Raw genomic sequence first — 22,307 nt, forward strand, 5'->3', positions numbered from 1 at the left:
TTTATTTATATACAACCATTTTGAGGAAAGTGACAATTTTAATTCCCTGATAACAATTTTTCCCAGGGTTCGTATTCTTTCATATAAGCAAACTCTTCTGCGTTTCTGAAGCCTTCCAGCAATTCTTTTTTCATTTCTTCCGTATATGGATTTTCAACTTCCTGGAATTTCATATGTTTGTATAATTGGGATTCCTGAAAATCACATATGGTATCCACATTGTTCAGCAATTGCTTTGCAACCTGGAAAGTACCCTCCACATTGTTCTCTGCGGTCACAACATTCAACATTGCTGCACATTCATTGTATTTTCCCATATCAAATCCTGAAGCTAATGTACACATTTTCTCTGCCAGAAACCTTGCGTATCCATGATCTTTTTCCTCAAGAGCCTTAGTAATCATGATTCCAAAAGCCAAATTCAAGGTGGTATACTCTGAAAAAACAGCCTTTTCCAGCATCTCAAATGCCTCTTCTTTTTTCCCCTGCTTCATATATAATTGTCCCTGCTTCACCTTTTTCATGGGATCATAATCGGAAAAATAGTTTAAATATTTTTCTGCCATTTCATAATTCTTTTTTCGCAAATAGAAGCCGAACAGGGAATCAGCTGCATAGTGCTGAATTTTTTCATCTTTATCACTCAGCGCCATTTCGTACCAGGAATTGATCTGCTCATCGTACCTGTCCGGATTCTCGCACATGCCAATGATCCGGCGCGAATCAAGCATTACCGCAATCTGCCAGATCAGCAGATTGCAGTTTGGATATTCTTTTATGGTATTTACAGCCCACTGATAAGTCTTCTCAAAGCCTTCCTCAGAAAACATTTTGTCCATTTTGTGGATCATCTCTTCGATTTCAAGGTCAGTCAGATTTTCGCGAAAAGACAACAGGGTATCAAGGGAAATATGCAGTAATCTTGCAATAGGAGCTAACAATTCAATATCAGGATTGGAGTTCCCTGTTTCCCTTAATTAAAGATATTGTTGGGTAAAAAAGAAAGGTCAGTCGATTTTGCCGATGAAGCGGTAGTAGATTTCTACTTCCTGTTCACGGCTTCCGTCCTCGCCCTTGACAGCTTCGTGGACGGTTATTTTTTCAATTAGAGTGTTCAGAAGTTCGGCGGTCAGCTCCACAGGGTTGACATACTGTTTCATTAGGGCAATCCACTTTTCAGCATCCGCTGCGGTCTGTACGGCGGCTTCCATCGTTTCGTGAAGCTGTCTTATTTTTGTTTCAAGCTCCTTTTGCTCGTTCTGGTACTTCTCGGACAGCATATTGAAGTTATACTCGGTTATGCGTCCGGCAGACCAGTCCTCATACATTTTAGCAAACAGCCCATCAACCTCGGCTTTACGCTTCTCTGCCTTTTTCAGCTCCGCAGCCTGCTTTTTCTTTGCAGAGTTTCTTTCCCTGTCGCTGGCATTGAGCAGGCGTTTCAGTAGCTTGTCCTCGTCTTTCTGTGCCAGCATAGACCAGTATTGCAGTCTTGCAAGTACATAGGCATACAGTACATCATAGCGGATATAGTGCATGGAACACTGGCGTAATCCCTGTCCGTTTTTGCTGCAATGGTAGTACCCGTATGGGTTTTTGTTCTGCTTGTTTTCCCCATAGGCTAAAGACCATCCGCAGTCTGCACATTTTATCAATCCTGCGAAAATCTGTGTCGTACCGTTTCTGCGTTTCCTGCGTCTGCTTGCAATCAGCTCCTGAACTTTTTGGAACACTTCTTCGGAAATGATGGCTTCGTGGGTATTTTCCACACGATACCATTCTTCCTGCGGCTTCCGCACCTTTTTCTTGTTCTTGAATGAAATGTTGCTCTGCTTGTTGTGAACGCTGTGACCGATGTAGGTTTCCTCTTTCAAAATGCTCTTGACCTGTGCAATCGTCCACGCATAGGCTTTTTCTGCGGGCACACCGGCGTAGATATTAGCGAAAGTCCCGTATCTTTCATAGTTCAGCCAGCCGGGGGTAGGTACTTTTTCTTCCACCAGAATCCGTGTAATGCTGGCGGCACCCCTCCCGTGTACTGCAAGGTCAAAAATCTTCTCTACAATCCAGCGTGTTTCCGGGTCGATCAGAAGATGACCTTTTTTGTCCGGGTCTTTTACATACCCCAGCGGTGCATAGGCTCCATAGTGTGCGCCATTGGCAAATCTTGTGCGCATGGCAGCCTTGACCTTTTTGCTGGTCTGTCGGGCGTGCATTTCATTCAGGATGTTTAAGAATGGGGCAAGCTCGCTTTCTCCGTTGATGGTGTCCACATTGTCATTGATGGCAATGTAGCGTACTCCCTTGCTGGGGAAATAGATTTCCGTGTACTGACCGGTCAGGATATAGTTTCTTCCCAGACGGGATAAGTCCTTTGTGACAACGCAGTTGATTTTCCCGTCCTCGATGTCATCAATCATCCTTTGGAAACTTGGACGCTCGAAATTTGTCCCGCTCCATCCGTCGTCAATGTACTCGTCTACAACAGTCAGCCCATGCTCTGCGGCATACTGCCTAAGCATCATGCGCTGGGTCTGGATACTGCCGCTTTCCCCCTGTAATTCATCGTCACGGCTCAATCTCAAATATAGTGCAGTGTTATAAATCGTTGTATTATATGGTTGTTTCACGGTTAAAAATCCTCCTTCTAAAAGAAACAACCCACGCTTATACAATACTCGCTGGTACAAGTATATCATAAGCGTGGGCTGATTGACAGTCGTTATTCCGTATTTTTTCAGGAAGCGGCGGCAGCGTGCTGGATCACATCTTCCAGTAGGCTGTCAAGCGGCTTCCCATCCTGTGCGAAATGCTCCGATACCTTGATACGGACTTTCCCCATGACAAAATACTGGGTGCCGTCTTTTTCGGTAAGCAGGGTGCCGCTGTTTTCGTTGTTGCTCTCGTTTTTGTTTTTTGCCATAGGCAGTTACCTCCATAAATGAAATATGCCCGACAAGGGAATGTCAGGCAGGTGTACAGCCGCAGACTGTCTCCGTGTCAACCAAACCGTGTCAACCGGCAGAAAAGACTTTGAAAACAATCCATAGGCGCTCTATTATTACTTTTTACTTTTTCTTTGATTTCTTGGTTGACATGGTTGACAAAGGAGAGAAATACCCCAAATATCAGGCTTTTCTCCGTCAACTGGCTGTCAACCAAAGCGTCAACCAAACTGTCAACCGGTGGCTTTTCAGAATGGCAGTTCCATTTGCCGGGCTTCTTCTTCCGTGATTTCCTGAAAACCGTCCCCCTCCGGCGGGTCTTGGTTGACACGCTCCCAGCCTTTTTGAGAACCGTATTTCTTATACCGCTTCGGGCTTTTGTAGGCTGCCCAGCCCTGAATGATGCCGCCCGCAATGCCGGTATTCATAATCTCGCAGATTGCCCGTGTCTCCCAGTCTGCCGGGGAATTTAAGTTCCCCAGCGCTTCCTCATAAAGCTGCTTGGAGCATACCCTGTCACCGGTGTAGTCCTCCAAATAGGCGTAGATCATGCCAGCCTGTGTGTCCTCCTGCATGAAGTCCTGCTGATGGGCGTTCAGGTATCGGTTCATTTCTATGCTGAATGACAGCTTATACTTCCCACTGCGGTAAACCGTCATGGCTTCCGCCCACATCTGTTCGATATACGCCCTCGCCGCCGCTTCATCGTCCAGTATGTGAACCTCCGCCCGTTCCGGGTACACCGTCACGGGGAGAAAGCGCCGGTTGCCGGTGCGGTCACGGGGCAAAAAGTCCTGCCGGTTGGTCGTCCCTCCAAATACACATTGCCGCAGCCGGTCTGCCGGATGTGTCTCATACGGCACTTTGTAGGTTTCTTTCTGGCGGCTTAAGAATGACTTGATTTCCTCAATACTCTTGGCGTTGGCTGTGGCGATCATCTCCGACATCTCGATAATCCAATGCCCTTGAAGCTTGCGGTACACATTTTCATCGTCCAGCTTCTTCAAATCGTCTGAAAACCATTCGTCCCTGCCTGCCAGCAGCCGGAAAAAGGTAGATTTCCCGGCTCCCTGACCACCAACCAGACAGAGCATGACCTCAAACTTGCTCCCCGGTCTGAATACCCGCCGGATGGCTCCCATCAGGAACAGTTTCAAGGCTTCATAAGTGTATTCGTCCGTATCGGCTCCCAGAAAGTGATGCAGGGCATAACGGATGCGCTCTGTGCCGTCCCATTGCAGGTTGTTCAGGTAATCCCTGACCGGATGGTAGCGGTTTTCATTGGCAACAATCTTGATGGCGCTCTGCACCTTTTTCTCGCTGATAAGCCCGTAATTTTCTTCCAGATACAAAAGCAGGTAGTTCATGTCCATGTCGGTCAGCGTGGTACTGGTGCGCTCCCAGCCCAGCGGCTTCACAATGTCAATCTGCTCCGTCAAAAGGTTCAGGCGCAGCGCCCCGCGAAACAGAGGGTCACGCTGGAACACCGTCAGGCAGTTTCGGATGCTGTTCTTCACGCCGCCTTTCTGCGTCCCCTCTAATGTTTCCCGGATTTCTGCCGGTGTCTGCGCCGGTTCCATTGTGTCCATCGTCCTTTTGACCGCTTCCTGCGTTTCCGGCGGCAAGCTCTGAAATTCGCTGTTCAAGCCGCAACACCTCCTTTCCCTGTGCGGCGATCAATGCCGCTTTTTCTTCTATTTCTCCGTATAACAAAATATCCAAAAGGTATTCTGTGTAGCTTATCCTCTGCAACGCTTCCACAAAAAGAGGATGCCAGATGGCATCCTGCGGCTGTGGGGCGTGTGCTGTTTTCCAATGCTCCAGCAGGCGCAGATAATCGCATAGCACCCGGAAACAATACCGTTCCGTTTCCTGAAATCTCTGCTCCGCTGATTTTTGTCGGGGCTGTGACCTGTTGTGACGCTTCCTATCTGGCGGCGCATTGCCGGATTTCTCATAGGAAACGCCGAAGTCCTCCGCAAGCCTGACCGCAGCTTCCCGTTTCCCCAATCCATGCAGCAAAGCGGCAAAGTCGATCACATCCCCGGAAGCCCCGCAGCCGAAGCAGTAAAAGCGGCTGTCCACTTTCATGCTGGGCGTGCGGTCATTGTGGAATGGACAGCAGACCATGCCGTTTCTCCCCACCCGGATTCCATAGAATGAAGCAGCCTGCCGAGTGGTAACAGACTGTTTCACCGCTTCAAATACATTCAAATGCTCCCTCCATAAAAATACTGGTAGCGGTAAAGCTGCCGATTATATCATAGCTCCATCTCATGTTTCTTTCTCTGTACTGCCTGTGGCTGCTCCCTCCGGCGCAGTGCGGTATCTACGGCGTTCTGCACCTGCCGTAGCCGTATGACTTCCTCCCGGAGTGGCTTGTGCTGCGGAGACAGTTCGGCATACTCTGTTTTTAACTGTGCGTATTCCTGTTTCCATGCTTTCAGGGCAATGGGTTTTCCGTCCAGTTTTTCTTTCAAAATACGGCGGGCGGCATAAAACAGCCGTAACTCCGCATCGTGGGATGTTTCAAATTTCTCCCTCTGTTTCTTAAACTTGATATTGTTCAATTCCGTATGAACAGGTTTTAGCCGCTGGTAATTCTCGCCCTCCCGTATCAATTCCTGCAATTCCTTTATCCGGGCAGATTTCTTTTTCATGGAGTCGCTTAACGCTTCAAATTCTTCGTTGACAGAGGAAAGACGCTCCTGCAAATCCTCTAATGTGAGCAGCTTGTTTTCCGTCAGATAATTGACGGCTTCGGCAAACTGCTTTAAGTTTCCGGTTCTGGCTTTATTGCTCCATGCCCCTGCGTTGCGCTGGTTGTAATAAGCGATCAACAGGTCGGCAAGGCTCGGTGTCTGCGGTTTGGAAAGTTCTTCTTTTACCTCTGCCATCCAGACAAACAGGGCTTTGATCTTCTTCCTCACATCCTGCATGAGCCGGTTGGTGGCTTTAATCCAGCGGTTCAGTTCCCCTTTCTCGGTGCGGATGCCCTTTGCTTCCATCTGCCGGACATTAGCTCCCTCGTGGACAGTAGGTATCAGGTCAAGCCCCTGCCGCACATAGGAACGGTGGTCGATACGCACATCCAGCCCTTTTTCCTCAAATTTTGTATTAACGGCAGCCGCCCACTGCTCCCGCCAGTGTTCCAGCGTTTCCGGCTCATGCCAGTCTGTTGTATGGACAGCGTTAAACATATAATCGCCGTTTTTATCCCGGATTCGGTTTCCATCTTCATCAAGAAGATATTCCCGACGCTGTTTTTGTCCCCATGTGCCATCCGGGTTCAAAGGGCGCATGGTTGTCATCACATGAAAATGCGGGTTAGGGATGCCGCCGTCCTCTTTCTCCGGGCTGTGAAAAGCAAGGTCGGCAATCATGCCTTTTGTCACAAACTGCTCCTGTACGAACTTCCTCGCCAGCTCCATGTTTTCTTCCAGCGTCAATTCATTCTGCATGGCAATATCAAAGGAATAGGCAAGCTGTGCTTTTGGATGTTTCTCGCAGTTCTCCACAGCATTCCAGAGGGTCGCCCGGTCAAGATATATTTCCGGCGCATGGGGCGGCAGCATGATTTCCGAAGCGATCACGCCGCCCTTTTTGGTGTAGTCGCTGACTTCTCCATAGTAGCTGCTGTAAAGACGCTCCCCGGCTCGATAGGCTGCGCTGGCAATGGCGCTCTGACCGGCGCTGCGCTTGATCTGTGCGATTGAAAAATGATAAAGTGCTATCCTTAGTCACCGCCTTTCTCCTGCCCGGAAATACGGGCGTGGTTCTCTGTGGCAGACCGGATGAAATGCTCCGCCTGCGGCAGATTCAAAATGCTTTCCATGAGGGAATAAAATTCCGCTTCGGATAGCTCCTTTGTCTGTGGTGCAATGCTCTCAATAGCTGCCCCACGGGTAATCAGCCGGTGCGTCCTCTGTTTCCGGGAACCGCTTTCCAGATACGCCTGCCGGTTTTTCAAACGCTGCATTTTCCGTTTTTCCTGTTCCAGCAGGACAGTGGTTTTTTCATATTCCTGCTTCAACTGTTCCAAAGATTTTTCCATGTTCTCACATCCTTTGCTGATAAGATAAAGAAAGACCATCCGCAGACAGTCCGTGTGTCAGTGCTTCTATAAAACCCGATGAAAAGGGAAAACCGCAGAGCGGATTTCTCTTTGCGGCGAGTACACAGGGGATAGCCGCTTTAGCGGCGCAAGGGGGTGTAGCCACCTTGTCGGAGCGAAGCGAACGCAGACCTCGGATTGCTGATTTTATCAGCGGCAGAGGTAAGCTCCGCAGGACGCACGATACATGGTCTTTAGACTATGTATAGAAGTGCGCCCTTAGTTCCTAAGGGATTTTGCCGTTTCCGGCAGTCTTGTCCTTTTTCTTGGAACGCTTGGAAAGATACTTCGGGCAGTCAACCACAACCGCCCGGAAGCTCTGTTTACATTCGTGCTGGCATTTCCGGCACAGTTCGTTGTAAGTGATACGGCTGCGGTCATTTAAGAAGAAAGACCATTCCAACCGCCGCTTGTTACTCATTCTTGCCATAACCGGCTCCTTTCTCCGTTTCTATCTGATGTACGCAGATAGGCTGTTTTGATGTAGCGTCTAGGTATCATTTTTAAGTTTTTTTCCCTCTGTATGCCCCTTTGGAAAGTGCGGCAGTATTGCAAGTCAGGGAATGATACCTCACGCTTATTTGTCGCTTCCCGGTACGGTTTCGGAGCCTTTTGCCATCCATTCAAAGAAAGCAATTTTGCTGACCTTGATAAGTCTGCCCCTGCGGAACGCTGGAAAGCCGGGTGTGTGTACCAGCTCATAGGCGCTCGCTCTTGAAATTCCCATAATCCACTGAATGTCCGCCACATCCAGAACCAGCGGTAAATCCTCGTAGCTGTTCAATCTCTTTTTATCGTTCATTCTGTTCCTCCCATAAATCAAATAGGTTAAAATGCTTCCTGTTGCCGTTCTCCCCAAAAGCCGTTTTCCTGCCCCATTCCTGCGGTGTTTCCCTGCATTGGTGCGCCGAATGCGTCACTTCTCCTGCCGGTCATATCCCTTTTGGACGGTCATTCACTTGTCAAGGTACTGTGCGGTACGAAATTACCAACCGCAATCATCATAGCGTACTATCCTTGACAAAACAATGATTCTGCGATACCATGAGTGTAACGGATATAACTGAATTATATAATTACCATAAACAAAGGCAGGGGATAGGGATGGAGAATCAGTTTATACGGCATGAGCCATGTTTTGAGAGGATTTTGTTTGTCCTGACGCTGGACAGGAAGAAAATGAAAGAGCGGATTTTGATTGGGGAAGAACAGCAGATCCGCTTCCGTCTGAACGGGAGCCAAAACGCAGAGGTGCTTTGTGATATGACACGCCCACTGGGAACTTTTTTGATAAACTTTGAGCGTGACACGGACAGAGACTGGAACTTATACGGGCTTTCTCCGCTGCGGCAAGCTCTCCACTCCAACCGATGGAAACAGCCGGAGCTGGAGCAGGCGGCAAGCGAATTTCTTTGGGAGAAATATCTTAGCAACGACCCTCTGAAAATGTATGTGGCGTTCCGTATCTGGAACAGCTATCTGCTTGCCAGAGAACCCCGTGACCGTAACGCTGCCTGTGACCGCTTCATGGATAAAATGAGCAGACTGACCGGGGTATTCCAAAACGAAACCATGAGCTTTGACAGGGAGACAGGAAAACCGAAACAATTTCAAGCTGGCAGCCTTTATTTCAAAGGCGCACCGTCAGAAGATACCCGGCTTGACCTCTGGTTCCCGGACAACCGGCGCACAGAAGAATGTGTGTCTGCCTATGCGTCCCTCTACCCGTTGATTACCTATTATCTGAACAGGCTGAATGACTGGGGGCTTTGCTTCCGGCGGTGCAAGGTCTGTGGAAAATATTTTCTGGCAAAGAGCCAGCGGTATGAGCTGTGCAGCGACAAGTGCCGAAAAGCACAGGCGCTTCAAAACAAGCGGGAATTTGACGAGAGGTCAAGAGAAAATAACTATGACCTGCTTTATAAAAATGAATGCCAGAACTGGCGCAACAAAATAAACCGGGTAAAAAATACCGCAGGCTTTCCGGCTGACCGTCTGGAAAAAATACAGGCTTCCTTTTCCGACTTTAAGAAAGAAGCCTTACAGAGAAAAAAGGCTGTAAAAACAGGAACGGCCAGCCCGAAAGAATTTACGGACTGGCTGTATCAGCAGAGTAATGTAATTGTTGAGCTGACCGAGATATGAAAAACTTTCTATCGTCAATTTCGCATTATTGCAATAACAGATTGCTTCTTCCATGAATGGTAATATTATCATCAAACTTTTGGAAGAACTATAAATGTCCGAGGTGCCTTTGATTTCGACAAAAAAACAGGCTGAATTGTTACAAAGCTCGGACATTTCAAAAATTTTTGAGAAATGGCGAAAAAAGCGGGGCAGCACACGCCGCCCCGCCGATCCCATACGGTTATTCCATCGCCCGCATTTGTTCGATCAGGGATTGCTTTTTCTGTCTGCGGATTGTCCATACAGACAAGATCAGTTCCATTCCGAACAATACCAGAATGAACAGTCCCATTTCCAAAACCGGGAATTTGTAAGGCACTACATTTCCGGCAAAAGCTCCTATACTCATTTTTCTGCAAGCAAAGATGGAAGCCGGAAGCCCAACGATCAGCGTCGCCAATGTTGCAAAGAGCGCATAGCACAGCCCCTCACAGATGTTCATTTCACATAGCTGTTTTTGTGTTAGGCCGATAGAACGCAGAATACTGTTTTCCTGCTTTCGGGCTATCTGGTTAGAGAGTGTCGTATTGATAAGGTTGATAACGCCAAAGAGAAATACCAACCATGAAAGTATCTCCATACTGCCAAACGCAAAAGAATTTGTCATTTCTTCATATTCAATCACTGTATTGATTTCATCTAAGGCAATATTACTATGGCTGGCAACAATATTTTTCAATTCAGCTCCCACATAGTCCGTTTTTTTCGGATCGTTTACAATGCTCCATGAATAGTCGAAAGAAGCGATTTCCGGGTGCAGTTCATGGAACAATGCTTCTGGTGCGAAAAAGAGTACTCCATCGAGGGCCAGTTTTCCATGCCCGGAAGGCGTCTTGTTGGAATCAAACAATCCTGATACAGTGACGGAAACAGGCGGTTGCCCCTCTCCAAAATAAAAGTCAACTGTTGAACCAACACCCATATCCTCATTCTGCTTTAGCACATTATAGTCAATTACAATACTACGGGAATCTTTTGGCATCGTTCCTGCTGTCAGAGCCGCTTCAACTGTTGCATAATTCTGGTCGGTCAGCATATCACACATACCACCGCTTTGGTAAATGTCCGTCTTAAGGGTTGCATAGAGAGATTGTCTGCTTGAAATTATATCTGTAACACCATCAATAGATAAGATTTCCTGTTTTAATTCTTCATTCAACGGATTTCCCGCTGCCATAACCTTTTCTTCTGTCATTTCAGAATCCAAATAAATTTTATAGTCGCCGTCCGGGAAAAACCGTCTTGCAAGCGCCTCTGGAGAACGCAGCAAAACAATGGAGGATACCACAAGCAGAATAATTCCGCCCAAACTCAATGAGGCTACAATAGCAACGGTCTTTTTTCGGTCACGCTTAAAATTCGCAATTCCCATTGAAACAGGATTGAGCTTGATATTCTTTTTTCGGCTTCGGATGTCCTTTTGTGCCGGGGTAAAACGGACGGCTTCAATCGGGGAAATCCCTGCCGCAATTTTTATCGGCTTACGGATGGAAACAGATACCATGATCCAACTGCTTATGAGTGTCAAAATAATCGTTGCCACATAGGAAACAGCATTAAATCCCTTGGGAAACAAAAGAAAACCGCCGCATACACCCAGCACTGTACCAATCAAAATCCCGATACTGCCGAGTTTACGCCCCTCCCGCTTTACAATCCGCTTGATTTGCTTTGGCGTTGCACCAATCGTCCGTAGCTGCCCGTAGCTCTTGATTTTGTCATTGATGGAGATACGGAAGATACTCTGGATCACAATATAGCCGCCGATCAGAACAATGGCAATCACGCCAGCCATCAGTGCAAAATCAAAGGATTTAGAAGCATAGGCAAAATACTTGCTGTTCATTTTGGGCATAGGAAGCTGATATTCCTCCGCAATCTCCCTGCAATAAGAGGTCATCAGTTCTTCGCCCAACTGGTCGCTGTTTTTGAAATGGACATAGGCGCGATAGCCAGTCGGGTCAAACCCTTTCCATCCTGTCAGGGCAGCGTTGGAAAGAATGATAGCGCAGGTATTCGCTTCTTTTTCATTTACGCTGTCCATAATGCCGGTAACGACATAATCACCATGAAAACTCTCTGTATCTAAGGTCACAGTGTCCCCGATCTTGGCATTGTTTCCATAGGTGGAAAGAAAGTATTCGCTTACAACAACTTCATTTGCTTTTTCAGGAACCCGGCCCTCTAACAACTCCATCTGCGCCTTGGTAATCTCCATCATTTGCGCGTCGCAATACACATAAGACGCATGATAGCCCTGTTCTGAAAGCTCCTCACCCAGCATATAGTAGCCGCCTACGCGCTCAAACTCCGGCAGTCCTTTCAGGGTTTCAATGTCGTTTTCCTCTACGCCCAGCCAGACCGCCTCATAAGTATCGACAACCTGATTGCGCTGCATTTGTGTCAGGGAGGTAGACACAATTCCCGTAAAGCAGATCAGAAATGCCGCCAGCGCAACGGCAATCACCACCATCAGATTCCGGCGCTTCTCGCTTTGCAAACTTTTCTTTGCCAGCTTCTTTGTAATGGCGCTGGTATCATTCTCAAAAGGCCATGTCATAGCCTGCCACCTCCTTACTCCACAATCTTGCCGTCCTCAATGCGGACAATCCGATCTGCAAGGCGGGCAATGTCGTCATTGTGCGTAATCATCACAACAGTTTGCCGGAACTCTGCACTGGTGCGCTTGATAAGCCCCAGCACCTCGGCGCTGGTCTTGCTGTCAAGGTTGCCGGTCGGCTCGTCGGCCAGCACAATAGCCGGTTTGGTAATCAAGGCGCGGGCGATAGCCACACGCTGCTGCTGTCCGCCGGAAAGATTGTTCGGCATATTTTTCAGTTTATCTTCCAGCCCCAGCAGATGAACGATCTCGTCCAAAAACTTCTGATCCACCGTGTCCCCGTCCAGCTCCACCGGCAGGACGATGTTCTCATACACATTCAGGATCGGAACAAGGTTATAGTTCTGGAAGATAAAGCCGATGTTGCGGCGGCGAAAGATGGTAAGCTGCTCGTCGTTCTTCTTTGCCAGTTCTTCGCCTCGGACAATCACTGTTCCGCTGGTGGGAGTGTCCAGCCCGCCCATCATGTGAAGCAGGGTGGACTTGCCGCTGCCGGAGGTTCCCACAACGGCCACAAACTCACCGTCATTTACGGAGAAGTTCACGCCGTCAAGGGCGCGGGTGATATTCGGCTTTGTGCCGTAATACTTTTTCAGATCAATCGTCTGCAAAACGCTCATACTCAAAACTCCTTTCAAGGCTTTCTGCCTGTTGATAAGGTCATTGTAAAACCCAAATGTCCGCGAAATGTTACAGCGGCCAAAAAATTTCATTGAAAATCGGGGTGAAATGTTACAGCGCTCGGACATTTCAAAAAAATTTACGGCGGGCAGCCGGAAATGGCCGTCCGCCGTAGCTCATGATCTGTTCTAAAACCAATTCGCCTTTTGATTTCTAAATTGAGGAGTATCGCTTTCTTGATAAGGATTGTAGGTATTACGGTTACACCCAAACTCTTTTAATGATTTTATTTTATTGTCCTCTGTCCATTCAATCAAAGAAATACCGTCAAATTCCTCTATATCCCCATTGTTCATTCCATTTTTGAAATACCACTCTACAATCGTTTGATTTTCTTTATGGAAAAATTGCTTGATTTCCCAAACTACCACCTTTCCACGGGTATTCCACTCCTGAAACCAATGTTTTACTGTTTTACGATTGCTATACTGGGGACACCAACTTTCTGTATAGAGTACATCTTCCGCAAAAATATCATCAATGCCCATATCTTTCTGATAAAGCCACATATCAAACCACAGTCGGATTATTTTTTCTCGTTCATTCATAATAGAAACACCTCGCTTGTTTACTTTCATTTTGTAGGCAGCATAATGGAAAATTCCGAACCCTTGCCCGGCTCCGAAACCACTTTGACATAGCCGCCCTGCCGCATTACAATCTCGCGGGCCAGATACAGGCCAATGCCCACGCCCTGCTGTTCGTGTACTTCTTCCTCACGATAGAAGCGCCGGAAGATGGCAGCCTGATTGCTTTCGGAAATGCCCTTGCCGGTGTCGGTCACTTTGATCTCCACATACATTTCCCACAGCACCACCGACACAGCGATTTTCCCGCCTGCCGGGGTGTACTTCACCGCATTGTCCAGCAGGTTAAAGAGGGCTTCCGATGTCCACTTGCTGTCATGGGAAACGGTCAAATCCTCCGGGCAGTCCACGGACACGGCGATTTCCTTTTTCTCCGCCGCATACACGATCCCACTCATGGCCTGCGCCACAGTATCAAAAAGACGGCCCAGCTTCTTATCCAACTGGATCACGCCTGTTTCCAGTCGGGAGGTTTTCACAAGGGCCTGAAAGAGAAAGTCCAGCTTATCCGTCTGGCTGCGGATTCCCCGGATAAAGTCGGTGCGCTCCGCCTCGGTCATGGGCTTTTCCAGCAGGGTGTCCGTCGCCATTTTCAGATTGCTTACCGGCGTTTTCACCTGATGGGAAATATCCGATACAAGGGTCTGTAACTCCTGCCGTTCCTCGTCCACCCGGCGGCGGTTCTCCTGCATGATCTGGTAAAGCCTTGCCAGCCGGTGTCCGATTCTGGCAAGCTGGGTTTCGCTGTCCTCTGGCCGCTGGGGCGCTTCATTCCCGGCGATCATGTGGTCTAAGGTCTGGCACAGGTCAGCGGTAAACTGCGACAGCCGCTTTCCAAACGCCTGCGTCAGTACAAAAATCCCCACAAGGGCGCACAGCAGCAGCGTCCCGCCTGTCAGCAGCACCGCAATCTGTTTTGTCACAAGAAACAGGGCTATGGTGATCCCGGACATGGAGAGGACAAGCTCCATTGCCACCCGGCCAAACAGCCGCTTTACCGAGAGGTTTTGAAACTTCATTTTGCCTCGCCTCCCGTCCATTGATAGCCCATGCCGTAAACAGTCTTGATGTAGGGTGCGCCGCCGTCAGATTCAATCTTGCTGCGAATCCGGCTGATGGAGGTTGTCAGGGTGTGTTCGTCTACAAACCTCTCGTCTATATCCCACAGCTTTTCCAAAAGCTGCCCACGGGTCAGCACTTGCCGGGGATTTTTGCGGAACAGGTTCAGCATTTTATACTCCATCGGGGATAGGGTCAGGGGCTTGCCGTTTAGGGAAGCCGTCTGCTCCGAGAAGTCCAGAAACAGCCGCCCGTCGTCGTAAATGTCCTTGGCCGGTTTGTGGTGTTCCAGCATAGCGAACATGGCTTTGATTTTTCGCTGCAAGGCCCCGATCACAAAGGGCTTTGTGATGTAGTCCACCGCGCCCACCTCATAGCCCCGTATCTGGTCGCTCTCCTGATCGTTGGCGGTCAGGAATATTACGATGGTGTCCGGGTGCTGGGGCTTTATCAGCTTGCACAGCTCAAAACCGTTCCCATCTGGCAGGTTAATGTCCAACAGCACTAAATCAAATTCCCGCTGGCGGATGGCTTCGGCTGCGGTTCTGGCATTTAGAGTAGAAGTCACGCCGTAGCCGTCTGCGGTCAGGTTATAGGCTAACATCTTATTCAAAAAACTGTCGTCCTCGACAATTAAAATCTGCTTCATATCCTCACTTCCTTTGCTTTTTGCAGATAGTATAACAGGCAAATGTCCGAGAATTGTTACAAGGACAAATATATTTATCATATTACAGCTTTTTTATGTGTACTGCAATTTTATAAAAGAAAGGACAGCAGTATCATCAAATTGCTGTCCTTGCGGTTTATTATAGCTGGTAGTGTATAAGCGTGGGTTCATCATATTTGGTGTGGTATCTTTAACTATGGGAAACTCCATTTTCCCACTTATTCACCGCCGGAGTGGTTACTCCCAGACGTTTTGCCATTTCTTCCTGCGTGTAACCTAATTCTTTTCTATATTTTTTAATCACATTTCCAATATTCATCATATTTTTCTCCTGAGTCAAGCGGATATTCCAGGTCCGCTTCGCTACTTGCTCATAACCGAATGCTGCTTCGCAGCTTATTCGGTTAAAATTCCAAAAGCTTTTGTGATTAAAGCATAGCAGAATTGACAGATGAGCACAATTGAATTGTTGTTAAATACATTTCATATTTTTTAACTGTTAGGAAAGTTAAAAATCCAATTACAAATTTTATCAGAAAAGGCAGGTAAATAACTTTTCTCGACCCTCTTTTTAAGCTTTGCAATATACTTATTACGAACATCTTTCCCATATTTTGCATATCCTAACAGCAGAAGTCAAAAAGGAGTCTCTGTATGAAGAATAAAAAATGGATCTCACTGGCAGCAGCTGTGATTCTTGCAGTAACTGCACTGCCAGCCACAGTCTTTGCTGCAAAGGATGGAGAATCAAAAGAGGAGCTTACAAAGGTTACCTTAAACGAAGTGGCGCATTCAATTTTCTATGCACCGCAATATGTGGCGATTGAAGAAGGGTATTTCGCAGAGGAAGGGCTGGATCTGACACTTGTCACAGGATTTGGTGCGGATAAGACTATGACTGCTGTCATTTCCGGAGAAGCTGATATTGGATTTATGGGGGCCGAGGCATCTATCTATGCCTATCAGGAAGGTGCCACTGATCCGGTTGTGAATTTCGCACAGCTCACCCAGAGGGCTGGAAACTTCCTTGTGGCAAGGGAAGAAATGCCGGATTTCTCATGGGATGATCTGAGAGATACGAGAGTTCTTGGCGGTCGTAAGGGTGGCATGCCGGAAATGGTATTTGAGTACATTTTAAAGAATCATAATATTGATCCGGCGTCGGATCTGGAAATCGACCAGAGTATTGATTTTGGTTCCACTGCAGCTGCATTTACCGGCGACATGTCAGCAGATTTTACTGTTGAATTTGAGCCTTCTGCAACCGCCCTGGAAAAAGAAGGAAAAGGCTATGTAGTGGCTTCTCTGGGCGTGGATTCCGGCTATGTCCCCTATACCTCTTACAGTGCAAAGACCAGCTTTCTTAACGAAAACCCACAGATTATCCAGAGCTTCACAAACGCCCTTCAAAAAGGCATGGACTATGTACAAAGCCATTCCCCTGAGGAAATTGCGCAGGTGATTTCCCCTCAATTCCCGGAAACAGATATGGATACCCTTACCACAATTGTCAAGCGTTATTATGAGCAGGATACCTGGAAAGAAAATCTGGTATTTGAAAAAGATAGCTTTGAGCTGCTGCAGGATATTCTGGAAAGTGCCGGAGAATTGGAAAAACGGGTGGATTACGAACAGTTGGTTACCACAGAGTTTGCAAATGCAGCCATAAACTAACTTATACAACAGCTTACAGATGCCAATAGATAATAAAGAGGTATAGCCACTTCTATTCACGGCTATACCTCCAACTTTAAGCATAATTTTTACATTCAAAGATTCTATTCAATAGTTTTTTCCACATTTGTACTCTCCCGTTACTGAGCATTTCTTTAATTACACTGAATCTTATCCATTTTAATTGAATCATATCAATCTGAGAAATTTAATACAAGATTATTTTTTCATACTGTTTTCCGATTTCATGATTTCTGTTATAATATTTTTTAACTGATAACTTCTTTTCAGAGTTTATTACAAAGGAGGCATCTATGAAATTAAATCCAAAATGTATGACCTGTCAGCTTCGCAAGCAGGAAGCTAAAATCCGTCATTTTGACGATGAGGACAGGAAGAAACAATATATGGAAAAAATCCGCCGACGTTTTGACCAGCCAAAGGAGGAGGACTGCGTTCCCAGCATTTCCACAGAGCTGAAAAAGTTCTACTGTTCCTTCTGGGGTGTTCCCATGGAGGATTTTTCCGGGATTAACAGAGAGTACGATCAGCTTATGCTGGATCTGGAAGAAGATCTTCTCTCTGCCATCCGCTATTCTGCGGATCCATTAAGGGCTGCCCTTATTTACGCCCGCACTGGCAACTATATTGATTTTGCCGCACTTCCGGAAGTCAGCAAGGAAACTGCACTTTCTCTTATTAAAAGTGAAAATAAGGATGAACTGGATGAACAGGAATACAGGACTTTCTGCCAGGACATGAAAAAGGCATCAAACGTTGTATATATTACCGATAACTGCGGCGAGATCGTCCTTGATAAGATTGCCATTCAGATGCTGAAGAAAACATTTCCAAATATACGGGTCACAGCGCTGGTGCGCGGTCTGCCTGCCGGAAACGACGCTACCATGGAGGATGCGGAGTTCTGCGGTCTTACAGATATTGTCCCTGTGCTGGGAAATGGCAGTGATGTGGGAGGTACCTGGTTTCATGGAATCAGTGCACATGCCCGGGAGCTTTTGCAGAGCGCAGACGTCATTTTAGCCAAAGGCCAAGGCAATTATGAGACCATGCATGGCTGCGGACTGAACATCTACTACCTGTTTTTGTGCAAATGTGACTGGTTTCAGCAGCTTTTTCATGCAAAATTACTACAAGGAATGTTCATAAATGAGAAGCGGGCGCCAAAGGCTACTGCTTTTTCGTCAGATTGACAAGAAACTGTTTAAAAGTTTGTACGATTCTGCCCTAGCCCTTTTGGATGGTTTTCGCTATACTAACATCAGATGAAAAAAGCATCGAAACAATTTTGATTATAATAATTAATTTAGAAATTTGGAGGAAAAATCATGGCAAGCTTATCATTACAGCACATTAACAAAACTTACCCGAATGGTTTCCAGGCAGTTAAAGATTTCAACCTTGAAATCGAAGACAAAGAGTTCATCATCTTCGTTGGACCATCTGGATGTGGAAAATCTACAACACTTCGTATGATCGCAGGTCTTGAGGAGATCAGCGGTGGTACATTAAAGATTGGTGACAAGGTTATGAACGATGTAGAGCCGAAAGACCGTGATATCGCAATGGTTTTCCAGAACTACGCTCTGTATCCTCATATGACAGTATATGATAACATGGCATTTGGTCTGAAACTTCGTAAAGTTCCGAAAGATCAGATTGACAAAGCTGTTAGAGAAGCTGCCAGAATTCTTGACCTTGAGAAGCTTCTTGATCGTAAACCTAAGGCTCTTTCCGGTGGACAGAGACAGCGTGTTGCTATGGGACGTGCTATCGTTCGTAATCCTAAGGTATTCCTTATGGATGAGCCTCTTTCCAACCTGGATGCTAAACTTCGTGTTCAGATGCGTATCGAGATTTCCAAGATCCATCAGAGACTGGGCGCAACAATCATCTATGTAACACATGACCAGACAGAGGCTATGACCCTTGGTACCAGAATCGTTGTTATGAAAGATGGTGTTGTTCAGCAGGTTGATACACCACAGCACCTTTATGAGCAGCCAGGCAACCTGTTCGTTGCAGGATTCATGGGATCCCCGCAGATGAACTTCCTTGACGCTCAGATTGCTGAAAAAGGCGGCGACCTTATTGCTAAAGTTGGTGAGTATGACATCGTTATCCCGGCAGCGAAAGCGAAAGTGCTGAAAGACGGCGGTTATGTTGGCAAGACAGTTGTTCTTGGTATCCGTCCAGAGGATATTCATGATTCCCAGATGTTCATCGAAGCTTCTCCAAGCGTTCCAATGACATCTACAGTTAAAGTTTATGAGCTTCTTGGTGCTGAAGTATTCCTGTACTTCGATGTAAACGGAACTCAGGTTACAGCACGAGTTGATCCTCGTACAAACTCCAAGACAGGCGATACAATCAAATTCGCATTCGATATGGAGAAATCTCACTTCTTCGATAAAGAGACAGAGCTTACTATCTGCAACTAATATTTAGAAGAATGAATTTAGTTAGGCCTCAGGGGTTTTCCCCTGGGGCTTTTTTGTGGTATACTATGAGCACTTAATGAGCGTAAGCCCACAGGTGCAGTGCGAATTTAGTGCGAATGCACACCCGGACACTTAGCAAGTCCAAGCCACAGACGCCGGACGCGCTTCGTGTGTACGCACACCTTGAGCAAACTTTATTACTTTTCTACTAAAGGAGCACACCTATGAAATTACTTCAGATTCTCCAGAAATGTCTGGAAGACTGGAAGAATATCAGTCATCTGGATTTCTGCCTTGTAAATTTAGATAACACCATTTATATCAGCACCTGCGATAGAGCCCTTCCTTCCGAAGAGAAACTGGAAGAATTTAAGGAAGATGAGGTGCTGTGTATTTCCAATATGAACTGCCGGCTGTATAAAGTGACAGAGAGTCACCAGCTTCAATATGTCCTGATCGTATGGGGAAATGCGGAGGCCGCTTCCACTATCGGGGAACTGGCAGTCTGCCAGATTGAGAGCCTGCTTACCGCTTACATGGAAAAGAGCGACAAAAACGTATTTATGCAGAATCTTCTCCTTGGCTCCTATTCTGAGGTAGACGCTTTTAACCGTGCGAAAAAGCTTCATATCACAACCACTGTACGGCGTGCTGTTTTCCTGGTGGAGACCAAACAGAGCAAAGACGAAAATGCCCTGGCTACCATCCGTAATATTTTTGCAGCTAAGACAAGAGATTTTATTACTGCTATCGACGATTCCGGAATTATTATTCTCCGTGAACTCCAGCCTTCTGAGGATTATTCCGATCTGGATGATATTGCCCATATGCTGGTGGACATGCTGAATACAGAGGCCATGACTTCCGCCTGGGTTTCCTACAGCAATATTGCAGATGACCTGAAGCAGCTCCCGGATGCTTACAAGGAAGCACGTACTGCCTTAGAAGTGGGCAAGATTTTCTATACTGGCAAGAATGTGTTTGGATATAACCGTCTTGGAATCGGTCGCCTGATCTATCAGCTGCCGGTGGAGATCTGCGAGATGTTTATCGATGAGTTTTTCAAAGAAGAAACTCTGGATTCTATTGATGACGAAACACTCGCTACCATCCGCACCTTCTTCGAAAACAACCTGAATCTTTCCGAAACCTCCAGACAGCTTTACGTACACCGAAATACACTGGTGTACCGCTTCGAAAAGCTGCAGAAAAAATTCGGGCTGGATATCCGAACCTTTGAGGATGCGTTAACGTTTAAGTTAGCGATGATGGTGGTGAATTATATTAAGTATAAGAAAGCAGAATAAAATTCCCCCTCTTAAACAATCATTTTTAACTTAACAATTTCTCTTTTAGTGGCTTTTTCAATTTGCCGACTCTGTTCTTCTGTCAGCTGCTGATTCCTATTCAAAGTAACTGTCTTGATCAAAGTAAATGCTACTTTCTTGAAAGACTGTCCATAGAGCAGAAAGGAGATTCTGAGAAACCTGAAATTGCTCTATGGTCAGATCTATTTTCTTTATTATACATGTTAAAGTGGATTTTAAATCACACGTTTATTGTAAAGTGTAAAAATAAATTCCTGATTATGTGGCATTTTTTACTTATATTCTTCTTCATCCTTCGCCCACTCAAACGTACATTTCACAGCCTTCTCCCACCCTTTCAGCTTCTTCTTACGCTCCTCTTCTGTCATCTGTGGGGTGAACTGCCGGCCGATCTGCCAGTTGCTTTTTACTTCGGAGGCGTCTTTCCAGAAGCCGGTGGCAAGACCAGCCAGATAGGAAGCACCGAGGGCGGTGGTTTCGATGCAGCTTGGACGGACCACCTGAGTGTCGAGAAGGTCAGCCTGGAACTGCATGAGGAAGTTATTGGCGCTGGCGCCACCGTCTACGCGGAGAGCGCTGAGATCAATGCCAGAATCCTTCTCCATGGCTTCCAGAACGTCGTGTACCTGATAGGCCAGGGACTCTACCGTGGCACGCACCAGATGAGCTTTTCCTGCGCCTCTGGTAAGACCAAGGATAGCGCCTCTTGCATACTGATCCCAGTATGGTGCACCGAGACCTGTGAACGCAGGAACCACGTATACGCCGTTTGTGTCCGGCACTGACAGACAATATTTCTCAGAATCCGGGGAACTCTCCAGAATTCCCACTTCGTCTCTCAGCCACTGAATAGCAGCACCTGCCACGAAAACACTTCCCTCCAGGGCATATCCCGGTGTTCCGTCTGCTTTCACTGCAATGGTGGTAAGAAGTCCGTTCTTTGACTCTACTGCCTTATCTCCTGTATGCATAAGCATAAAGCAGCCGGTACCATATGTATTCTTTACATCACCTGACTCAAAGCAACACTGTCCGAAAAGAGCTGCCTGCTGGTCTCCTGCCGCCCCGGCAATTGGGATTCTGCCCCCGATCAGGTTCTCATTGGTATAACCATAAATACAACTGCTTGGCTTCACTTCCGGCAGCATGCACTCTGGGATATCCAGGTATTCCAGAATCTCTTTATCCCATTTTCTCTCATGGATGTCAAAAAGCATGGTTCTGGAAGCGTTGGTGTAATCCGTCACATGAACTTTCCCTTTTGTCAATTTCCAGATCAGCCAGGTATCTACTGTTCCAAAGAGAAGTTCCCCATTCTTCGCACGCTCTCTGGCACCTTCTACATGATCCAGGATCCATTTCAGTTTCGTTCCGGAAAAATAGGCGTCCGGAATCAGGCCGGTTTTCTTTCGAACCAACTCTGACATGCCGTCTTTTTCCATCTTCTCAATCATATCAGCTGTTCTGCGGCACTGCCATACAATTGCCGGATAAACCGGCTCTCCTGTCTTCTTATCCCACACAATCGTAGTCTCTCGCTGATTCGTGATTCCGATAGCGTGAATATCCTCTGCATCTACACTGATCTTACTCATGGCTTCTGTAGCCACTGAAATCTGGGAGGACCAGATTTCCTTCGGATCATGTTCCACCCAGCCTGGCTTCGGGTAATACTGTTTGTACTCTTTCTGTGCTACGCTGCACATATTTCCCTTTTTATCAAATAAAATACATCTGGAACTGGTAGTTCCCTGGTCCAATGCCATTATATATTTTCCCATAGTACACCTCGTTTACTTTGCTTGAATTATTTATATTATAGCCTATTTTCACATACAAGAAAATACCTTAACTTGCTATTTAATGTGTTGAAAAGTTCTTCAGTAGGGACGCATTTGGACAATGTGTATTACTCACTCGCCGGCGCAACGCTCCAGCGAACTAATCGCTAACTGCGACTAATGCGTTCGGGAGAGCCCT

21 protein-coding genes are annotated in these 22,307 nt (G+C 46.8%); 5 read left to right on the plus strand and 16 right to left on the minus strand.

The features are described 5' to 3' along the window. Positions 1-38 precede the first annotated feature (38 nt). From I4V84_RS04605 to I4V84_RS04645, 9 genes are all read right to left on the minus strand, one after another. Complete coding sequence (locus I4V84_RS04605) at positions 39-941, minus strand: transcriptional regulator (RefSeq protein WP_243284024.1); 903 nt, start codon at positions 939-941, stop codon at positions 39-41. Between the two features lie 66 nt (positions 942-1,007). Continuing rightward, on the minus strand, positions 1,008-2,630 hold the full coding sequence (locus tag I4V84_RS04610; protein ID WP_055158285.1) for a recombinase family protein: 1,623 nt from the start codon (positions 2,628-2,630) through the stop codon (positions 1,008-1,010). A gap of 107 nt (positions 2,631-2,737) precedes the next feature. Continuing rightward, on the minus strand, positions 2,738-2,923 hold the full coding sequence (locus I4V84_RS04615; RefSeq protein ID WP_015540918.1) for a hypothetical protein: 186 nt from the start codon (positions 2,921-2,923) through the stop codon (positions 2,738-2,740). A gap of 270 nt (positions 2,924-3,193) precedes the next feature. Next, entirely contained in the window at positions 3,194-4,534 is a 1,341-nt protein-coding gene (locus I4V84_RS04620; RefSeq protein ID WP_195991350.1) for a virulence-associated E family protein, read from the minus strand. Beyond that, the gene (locus I4V84_RS04625) at positions 4,419-5,159 is read right to left on the minus strand and encodes a CHC2 zinc finger domain-containing protein (protein ID WP_014079457.1); all 741 of its coding nucleotides are present in this window, start codon (positions 5,157-5,159) and stop codon (positions 4,419-4,421) included. The genes I4V84_RS04620 and I4V84_RS04625 overlap by 116 nt, the downstream gene beginning before the upstream one ends. Before the next feature lie 47 nt (positions 5,160-5,206). Next, a complete protein-coding gene (mobQ, locus tag I4V84_RS04630; RefSeq protein ID WP_074104019.1) occupies positions 5,207-6,679 on the minus strand; it encodes a MobQ family relaxase in 1,473 nt (490 codons plus the stop codon). Positions 6,680-6,681: 2 nt separating this feature from the next. Then, the gene (locus tag I4V84_RS04635; RefSeq protein ID WP_008816380.1) at positions 6,682-6,999 is read right to left on the minus strand and encodes a DUF3847 domain-containing protein; all 318 of its coding nucleotides are present in this window, start codon (positions 6,997-6,999) and stop codon (positions 6,682-6,684) included. A gap of 286 nt (positions 7,000-7,285) precedes the next feature. Further along, positions 7,286-7,489, minus strand: a complete 204-nt coding sequence (locus I4V84_RS04640; protein WP_004614949.1) for a hypothetical protein — start codon at positions 7,487-7,489, stop codon at positions 7,286-7,288. Positions 7,490-7,636: 147 nt separating this feature from the next. Then, positions 7,637-7,861 carry a helix-turn-helix domain-containing protein gene (locus I4V84_RS04645; RefSeq protein ID WP_024726897.1) on the minus strand — a complete coding sequence of 75 codons (225 nt, stop codon included), beginning with the start codon at positions 7,859-7,861 and terminating at the stop codon, positions 7,637-7,639. 302 nt (positions 7,862-8,163) lie between these two features. Here I4V84_RS04645 and I4V84_RS04650 point away from each other — a divergent pair, with 302 nt between their 5' ends. After that, the gene (locus tag I4V84_RS04650; RefSeq protein WP_008816376.1) at positions 8,164-9,204 is read left to right on the plus strand and encodes a DUF6076 domain-containing protein; all 1,041 of its coding nucleotides are present in this window, start codon (positions 8,164-8,166) and stop codon (positions 9,202-9,204) included. Positions 9,205-9,427: 223 nt separating this feature from the next. Here the strand turns inward: I4V84_RS04650 and I4V84_RS04655 are convergent, their stop codons facing one another. The 6 genes from I4V84_RS04655 to I4V84_RS04680 all read right to left on the minus strand — a co-directional run bounded on the left by I4V84_RS04655 (position 9,428) and on the right by I4V84_RS04680 (position 15,185). Next, a complete protein-coding gene (locus I4V84_RS04655; RefSeq protein ID WP_117447644.1) occupies positions 9,428-11,806 on the minus strand; it encodes an FtsX-like permease family protein in 2,379 nt (792 codons plus the stop codon). A gap of 14 nt (positions 11,807-11,820) precedes the next feature. Next, positions 11,821-12,486, minus strand: coding sequence for an ABC transporter ATP-binding protein (locus I4V84_RS04660; protein WP_002586595.1), 666 nt, complete (start codon positions 12,484-12,486; stop codon positions 11,821-11,823). A gap of 189 nt (positions 12,487-12,675) precedes the next feature. After that, the gene (locus tag I4V84_RS04665; protein WP_044946403.1) at positions 12,676-13,095 is read right to left on the minus strand and encodes a nuclear transport factor 2 family protein; all 420 of its coding nucleotides are present in this window, start codon (positions 13,093-13,095) and stop codon (positions 12,676-12,678) included. Between the two features lie 26 nt (positions 13,096-13,121). Further along, entirely contained in the window at positions 13,122-14,153 is a 1,032-nt protein-coding gene (locus tag I4V84_RS04670) for a HAMP domain-containing sensor histidine kinase (RefSeq protein WP_117447643.1), read from the minus strand. Continuing rightward, positions 14,150-14,842 carry a response regulator transcription factor gene (locus I4V84_RS04675; RefSeq protein ID WP_117447642.1) on the minus strand — a complete coding sequence of 231 codons (693 nt, stop codon included), beginning with the start codon at positions 14,840-14,842 and terminating at the stop codon, positions 14,150-14,152. Before I4V84_RS04675 ends, I4V84_RS04670 begins: the two co-directional genes overlap by 4 nt. A 211-nt stretch (positions 14,843-15,053) precedes the next feature. After that, positions 15,054-15,185 (minus strand): helix-turn-helix transcriptional regulator, encoded by a 132-nt coding sequence (locus tag I4V84_RS04680; RefSeq protein WP_243252106.1) that lies wholly within the window; start codon positions 15,183-15,185, stop codon positions 15,054-15,056. A 332-nt stretch (positions 15,186-15,517) separates the two neighbouring features. Between I4V84_RS04680 and I4V84_RS04685 the strand changes: the two genes are divergently transcribed. From I4V84_RS04685 to I4V84_RS04700, 4 genes are all read left to right on the plus strand, one after another. After that, a complete protein-coding gene (locus I4V84_RS04685) occupies positions 15,518-16,537 on the plus strand; it encodes an ABC transporter substrate-binding protein (protein WP_195991345.1) in 1,020 nt (339 codons plus the stop codon). Between the two features lie 314 nt (positions 16,538-16,851). After that, positions 16,852-17,751, plus strand: a complete 900-nt coding sequence (locus I4V84_RS04690) for an ARMT1-like domain-containing protein (RefSeq protein WP_195991346.1) — start codon at positions 16,852-16,854, stop codon at positions 17,749-17,751. 135 nt (positions 17,752-17,886) lie between these two features. Continuing rightward, the gene (ugpC, locus tag I4V84_RS04695; protein ID WP_118582627.1) at positions 17,887-18,999 is read left to right on the plus strand and encodes a sn-glycerol-3-phosphate ABC transporter ATP-binding protein UgpC; all 1,113 of its coding nucleotides are present in this window, start codon (positions 17,887-17,889) and stop codon (positions 18,997-18,999) included. 224 nt (positions 19,000-19,223) lie between these two features. After that, positions 19,224-20,306, plus strand: coding sequence for a helix-turn-helix domain-containing protein (locus I4V84_RS04700; RefSeq protein ID WP_173735058.1), 1,083 nt, complete (start codon positions 19,224-19,226; stop codon positions 20,304-20,306). 293 nt (positions 20,307-20,599) lie between these two features. On the opposite strand, the gene glpK is transcribed toward I4V84_RS04700, so the two are convergent. Then, positions 20,600-22,108 carry a glycerol kinase GlpK gene (gene glpK / locus I4V84_RS04705; protein WP_187565432.1) on the minus strand — a complete coding sequence of 503 codons (1,509 nt, stop codon included), beginning with the start codon at positions 22,106-22,108 and terminating at the stop codon, positions 20,600-20,602. Positions 22,109-22,307 lie beyond the last annotated feature (199 nt).

The sequence above is a fragment of the Ruminococcus sp. 1001713B170207_170306_F1 genome, from assembly GCF_015668065.1.
GTDB lineage: Bacteria > Bacillota > Clostridia > Lachnospirales > Lachnospiraceae > Blautia_A > Blautia_A faecis.